This window comes from Methanobrevibacter thaueri (genome assembly GCF_015062915.1).
GTDB classification, from domain to species: domain Archaea; phylum Methanobacteriota; class Methanobacteria; order Methanobacteriales; family Methanobacteriaceae; genus Methanocatella; species Methanocatella thaueri_B.
Genome location: NZ_SUTJ01000024.1, coordinates 1 through 5,624 on the forward strand (window position 1 = coordinate 1; position 5,624 = coordinate 5,624).

Annotated in this window: 6 protein-coding genes, 1 tRNA gene and 1 other RNA gene; 6 read left to right on the top strand and 2 right to left on the bottom strand. The window is 35.9% G+C overall.

All coding sequences use genetic code 11. The annotated features are described in order from the left end of the window. Window positions 1-2 precede the first annotated feature (2 nt). On the bottom strand, window positions 3-920 hold the full coding sequence (gene map / locus E7Z78_RS09560; RefSeq protein WP_303724954.1) for a type II methionyl aminopeptidase: 918 nt from the start codon (window positions 918-920) through the stop codon (window positions 3-5). A gap of 100 nt (window positions 921-1,020) precedes the next feature. On the opposite strand from map, the gene E7Z78_RS09565 reads away from it, so the two are divergent. The 5 genes from E7Z78_RS09565 (at window position 1,021) to iscB (ending at window position 3,949) form a co-directional block, all read left to right on the top strand. Then, on the top strand, window positions 1,021-1,428 hold the full coding sequence (locus E7Z78_RS09565; protein ID WP_303724955.1) for a hypothetical protein: 408 nt from the start codon (window positions 1,021-1,023) through the stop codon (window positions 1,426-1,428). A gap of 8 nt (window positions 1,429-1,436) precedes the next feature. Further along, window positions 1,437-1,949, top strand: coding sequence for a hypothetical protein (locus E7Z78_RS09570; RefSeq protein WP_303724956.1), 513 nt, complete (start codon window positions 1,437-1,439; stop codon window positions 1,947-1,949). Window positions 1,950-2,038: 89 nt separating this feature from the next. Continuing rightward, window positions 2,039-2,113 (top strand) — tRNA-Met (locus tag E7Z78_RS09575). Between the two features lie 26 nt (window positions 2,114-2,139). Further along, an RNA gene (gene rnpB / locus E7Z78_RS09580) (RNase P RNA component) lies at window positions 2,140-2,420 on the top strand. Window positions 2,421-2,689: 269 nt separating this feature from the next. After that, window positions 2,690-3,949 carry an RNA-guided endonuclease IscB gene (gene iscB / locus E7Z78_RS09585; RefSeq protein ID WP_303724957.1) on the top strand — a complete coding sequence of 420 codons (1,260 nt, stop codon included), beginning with the start codon at window positions 2,690-2,692 and terminating at the stop codon, window positions 3,947-3,949. 90 nt (window positions 3,950-4,039) lie between these two features. Here iscB and E7Z78_RS09590 read toward each other — a convergent pair whose 3' ends face one another. Continuing rightward, entirely contained in the window at window positions 4,040-4,873 is an 834-nt protein-coding gene (locus tag E7Z78_RS09590; protein ID WP_303724958.1) for a DUF1002 domain-containing protein, read from the bottom strand. Window positions 4,874-5,051: 178 nt separating this feature from the next. On the opposite strand from E7Z78_RS09590, the gene E7Z78_RS09595 reads away from it, so the two are divergent. Then, window positions 5,052-5,624: SpaA isopeptide-forming pilin-related protein (locus E7Z78_RS09595; RefSeq protein ID WP_303724959.1), on the top strand; the 573-nt coding region annotated here is incomplete at its 3' end.

The window sequence follows — 5,624 nt, forward strand, 5'->3', positions numbered from 1 at the left end:
TTTTAAATGGTTGTAACGGTACAGCCCTCTTTTTCAACGATAACCGTATGTTCCTTTTGGCTTACAAAGCAGTCCTTTTTCTCACGTAATGGGGCGTATGGATAGATTGCCATTGCATCAGCCAATTGCTTGAGTGCAATGTTTCCCTTTCTCTCGCCGAACTCGCTTGTAATCCATCTTCCTGAAAACGGAACATAAGCGTGATTGTGCTGAATGTATTTAAGGACCTTTTGGGTTGTTTTCATCCTGAATGGCTTGTTTGCCATGTAGGAGTAGATGTAATGGCCCGGTGCGTCATTGACAAGCCCTTCACCGTTGGTTGCGAATGGCTCTATTGCAATTGCCTGGCCCTCATCCAGTACAAAGCCGTCATGATTGTCATAGTTTGGTATTGAAATACCTGCATGGAGGTTGTTCTGCTCCAAGCTGTGGCCTGTTAAATTAAAAATAGGATTTAAATGATATTCTGATATTGCCTCATGAACTGCAGCACCAATTTTTGAAACCTCGACTCCTGCCCTTACGGTGGCGATTGCTGCTTCAAGGCCTGCAGCGGAGGCCTCAACAATTTCCTCATGGAGGTTTATTTCATCCTGTGTGTAATTGGCACTCATGTCTCCCTCAGCGATTATTGTAACTGCAGTGTCTGCAATATAACCGTCAATCATTGCACCCAAATCCAATTTCACCATGTCTCCTGCACGGATGACAGTCTCGTCGCCTGCAGGGGAAGTGTAGTGTGCAGCCACTTCATTTAATGATACGTTACATGGAAAAGCGATGTCAGCGCCTGCCTTTAGGATTTCGCTTTCCACATATTCAACAAGATCAATGACTAAAGTTCCATCTTTAATCATTTTTGAAGCTTCTCCACGAATTTTAGAAGCAAGTTTTCCAGATTTAATGTAAGATTCTATCATAAATTTTTACCTTCTAATATTATAATTAAATATTTAATTGATAAAGTTTATATAATATTTTATATTGATTTATAAATATATTACTTGGAGGTTTTAAATTATGGATATACCTACAATACCTGACCAAATGTTCGCTTTAATCATTTTGGTTATTGTTGCTATTGTATTAATTATCATTGTTGCACAATGGAGAAGCGTTTCTAAATCTAAAAATGAAATCAAACTATTAGAAAAAGAAATAGAGCTTAAAAAAATGTCCATGGTGGAAAAAGACATTGAATCCAAAAGATTAATGGACAATCCTATTCCATTGCCAAAAGAGCAACAGGACAGTCTTTCAGCTATCAGACAATCCACAACCGAAGCAAGAAGTCGTGTTGGATACCTTCATTCCGAAATCAATGAAAGATTAGCTAGACTCGAAGCTGAAACTGAACAGAAAAAGCTGGAAAAGATGCTTAAAGAAATTGAAAGAAAAGAAGCAAAGCTTAAAAAAATGAATAAATAGGTGGTAAGATGGATGCTACAGAAGCAATAGCAGTCATAATTTTAATTGTAGCTATTGTCGTTTTGGTTTACTATTACTTATTAAACAGTCCTGGAACCATGGATAAGTTGCGCGCTTATGTTCCAACCAGTGCTGATGCACATATGGATGAGGTTTTAGGTGGAAAACCCGCTGATTTGGTTAATGAAGAACCTAAAAAAGAAGATTCAGAATCCATGACTAAAAGAATCAAAGTCAAATTAAGCGATATCGACATGTCCGGAATCAACACTGACGCATTTTCCCATAAGATTGATGCATTTCTTGATGCTAAAAGTGATGAATTGATTAAGGACTGGTCTTTAGCTACCACTGATGATTTGGAAGATCTTCAAGCCAAATTCTCCGAAACCACTAGCAATGTGGACAACTTGGAAAAGGATTATCTTGAATTCAAGAAGTCTTCTAAAGAATTCCAGGAAATAACTCAAGAAAAATTAGATGATTTGGATAAAAGGATTGAATCATTAGAAAATAAATAACTTTATTTTCTTTGATTTTTCCCATTTTATAGAAAACTTTAAATACTATCTTCACTATAATTAGTATTAGTTATTACTGTTTTTCTTATAGCAGGGTGGGGTAGTCTGGTGAACCCGCGGGGCTCATAACCCCGAGATCCCTAGTTCAAATCTAGGCCCTGCTACATTTTCTTAAAATCTATTTTTCATGGCAAGTTAAAGACAGCTGCTGGTTATTTAAACTAAGGAAACTCCGCACATCAATACAATACTATGGCGTTGAAAGACGTATGCTGAGAAGCATGACTCTGGAGCAGAAACGACACGGCTTTTAATGGTAGACGATGATATTTAATTGAGGACATTAAAAGAAACGGTGAAACGGCCATTCCATAGGATGCAAGAACAAAGATGCCGATAATCGATTGTGTAGGCAAGGTAGTTCGCTAAGATGAATGCTGTAAAACAGAATGTGGGTTACTCTTAACATGCCTTAAACTACCACGGCTTGTAAAAGCCGTGGATTTTCTAATTTTTCTAGAAGTCCACTAGTTTAATAGATTAAGGCTATTCTATAGCCTACGTTACCCAAGAATGGATATAAATAGGTACCAAGCGGATGTTTAATCCCAGTCCCTTGCTCTACGGTGCAGTAGTTAAACAATGTTCTGAGATGGTAGGAACAGTGCTGCTCACAAATTTTAAACCTTGGGATAACATTATCGAGGGATAAAATAACTCAGGAATAGGAGGTAAACTATATGTTAGTTTACGTACTAAACAAGTATGGCAAACCTTTGATGCCATGCAAACCAAGAAACGCAAGAATATTATTAAAAGAGAAAAAAGCAAAAGTCGTCAATCGCACACCTTTCACCATACAATTACTCTACGGCAGTAGTGGTTATAAGCAGCAGGTTAATCTGGGTGTTGATGCGGGAAGCAAATATATAGGTTTATCAGCAACAACAAGTAAAAGAGAATTATTTAAAGCTACTGTAGAATTAAGACAGGACATTTCCAAATTGTTGGAATTTCGCAAAAATCAACGTAGAAGTCGTAGAAGTCGAAAATTGAGATATCGTCCTGCAAGATTTAATAATCGTGGTAAAAAAGGAAAAATAGCGCCCAGCATTCAACATAAAATCGATAGCCATATTACCATTATTAAAAAAGTCTGTAATTTTCTCCCCGTCGAAAACATTATTGTTGAAACAGCGGAATTTGACACACATAAACTAAAAAATCCAGATATACAAGGTGTGGGGTATCAGCATGGTGATGCTATGGGTTTTTATAATGTTAAAACAGCGGTTTTAAACAGGGATAATTATACCTGTCAAATATGCGGTGCCCAAAATACTCAATTACAAGTTCACCATTTACAATTTCGAAGCCATGGCGGATCGGATAGCATGGAAAACCTCACAACACTATGCAAAGATTGCCACGAAAAAATACACAAAAACCAACTAATATTCAATAATAAAGTCAAGTCATTTAAACATGCAGCACACATGAACATTATGAGAAAAAAAATCGTTAAAATACTAAAAAACGAGTTTGATAATGTTTTTGAAACTTTTGGATACCTGACAAAATTCAATCGTGAAAAACTAGGCATAAATAAAACCCATTCAAACGATGCATTTATAATATCCCATAATTTCAATGCACAACAGTATCATATAGAGTACCTCTTTCGCAAAGTTAGAAGACACAACCGCCAAATACATAAAGCCAAACCAGGAAAAGGAGGTATACGCCAATGTAACCAATCACCATACATAGTTAACGGCTTTAGAAGATATGATAAAGTAATGTATAAAAAAATTGAATGTTTCATTACAGGAAAACGCAGTAGCGGTTACTTCCAATTAAAAAAATTTGACGGCACAGTAATCAGTCAAGGAGTTAGCAGCAAAAAGTTAAAATTATTAGAACCCTCAAAAGGTTGGTTAATAGATTGGAGAATCTCAATTCCTCCTAGACCTAAAGATGTTGAGGTATCATTGCTATAAGAAAGATGAATTAACTATTTTCTTATTTATTTTTAAGATATTATTTGAATGTTGTCTATTCATTAAAAAAATAGAATAAGTGGGACTATTCTAGTTGAATAGTCCGCCTAAAAATCCTTGTGCCTGATCGGTTGTATTGTTGAACACGCCTGACACTTCAGTTTGGTAACTGTTTATGTCGCCTTGCACGTTCTGTATTTGCTCAATACTGTCTGCAAGGTTTTCTATATCACTGTTTGTAATGTTAATGTTGTTTGTGATAGTGTAGTTGTTGATAATGTTCACGATTGTGGTGTGGTCGGTAACATTGTTTTCAGCCACTTCCTCTTTCACGTCATCAACCAACTTGGATAGCTCGTCAGCATCAACATCTGAGTTCTTGACGATTTCAGCTTGAGTGTATATCTCATTGTTTGCAGCTTCTTTTACAGTATCTGGTATTTCAACGTCAGTCACTACCTCGTAGGAATTCATGATTCCTGCAAGTGCGGATTCACCGGTTGCTGATACTGGGCTTGTCACGTAAACGTGTCCTGCTGTGATTCCTGCTGATTTCAATGCGGATAAGTACATGTCACCGGTTATTGTAGTGATTTTTGACTTGTCTACACTGACTTCAAGATTATCATTATCATTTAAATCCACTAGTGCAGATGAGTATATTTGACTTGAAGAGTAGGTCTTACCTGTTATTGTGCTCGCAATCTTGTTTACCTCGCCTGCAGTAATTGTTTTTGAATTGACAGTTTTTAGATCAACGCCTGCCTGATTCACGAAAAAGTCATCCACTGTATTTTTGTAATTTGCATTGTGCTGGGTTGTCTCACCGTAGGTTATGACGACCTGTGTGTCACTTGTTGCAAATCCCATTGGAATTAGCATTCCAATAATGACCATTGCTAGAATAATCATAGTCTTGCGCATATTATCACCTCTATAATATTGGTAAATTTTATTTAGTCAATTAAGTATATAAATGTATCTTATTTGTGTTTACCTTATTTTATCATATTATAATATTGGTTTAGTTTAGTTAATTTTATATGTTTTCAAATCAAATTTATACGTATAGTAAATTTTATTTTGCTATGTGTTTGTTATAATGAAATTAAAAGGAGGTGAAAATACGGTAAAATTGGATAAAAAATTAGTATTCGCATTAATTCTTTCAATATTGCTTCTATTTACTGCAAGCACTGTATTTGCAGTGGATAATGAAACAGTATCTGATGTGGTGAGTGCTCCTAGTGAGTTAGAAGAAGTAACGCAAGGACAAGAAATTACAGAACTGCAATCTTCTCAATCAGACGGGGAAAAGCTTGAAGCAGGCGGTAATGCAATTAATGTTCACGTTTACGATTCTTATAACGAAACTGGCAAAACATGGACGGAAGATGGAATTGATTTAAAAGGAGCTACCGTAAAATTATATGACTCCAATAATAATAATCTGATTTCAACTCAAACAACAAACAATAAGGGTATTGCATCATTCACTGGTGTTGGATCTCAAAAATATAATCTTGAATTCACATATTCAACATATAATCCTATTAAGTTGAATGGTATTGATTTCACAGGAAAAGAAGGAGTTACCTTAGACATTAATGACGTGATGTTTGTTCCGGACATATTATTATTAGTGGACTACTCTTCCCACAACGAGAAGGTAGAC

What these genes read in the sequence shown, in the direction of transcription:
- map (WP_303724954.1), bottom strand. Translation starts at nt 920, where the DNA reads ATGATAGAATCTTACATTAAATCTGGAAAACTTGCTTCTAAAATTCGT.
- E7Z78_RS09565 (WP_303724955.1), top strand. Translation starts at nt 1,021, where the DNA reads ATGGATATACCTACAATACCTGACCAAATGTTCGCTTTAATCATTTTG.
- E7Z78_RS09590 (WP_303724958.1), bottom strand. Translation starts at nt 4,873, where the DNA reads ATGCGCAAGACTATGATTATTCTAGCAATGGTCATTATTGGAATGCTA.
- E7Z78_RS09570 (WP_303724956.1), top strand. Translation starts at nt 1,437, where the DNA reads ATGGATGCTACAGAAGCAATAGCAGTCATAATTTTAATTGTAGCTATT.
- iscB (WP_303724957.1), top strand. Translation starts at nt 2,690, where the DNA reads ATGTTAGTTTACGTACTAAACAAGTATGGCAAACCTTTGATGCCATGC.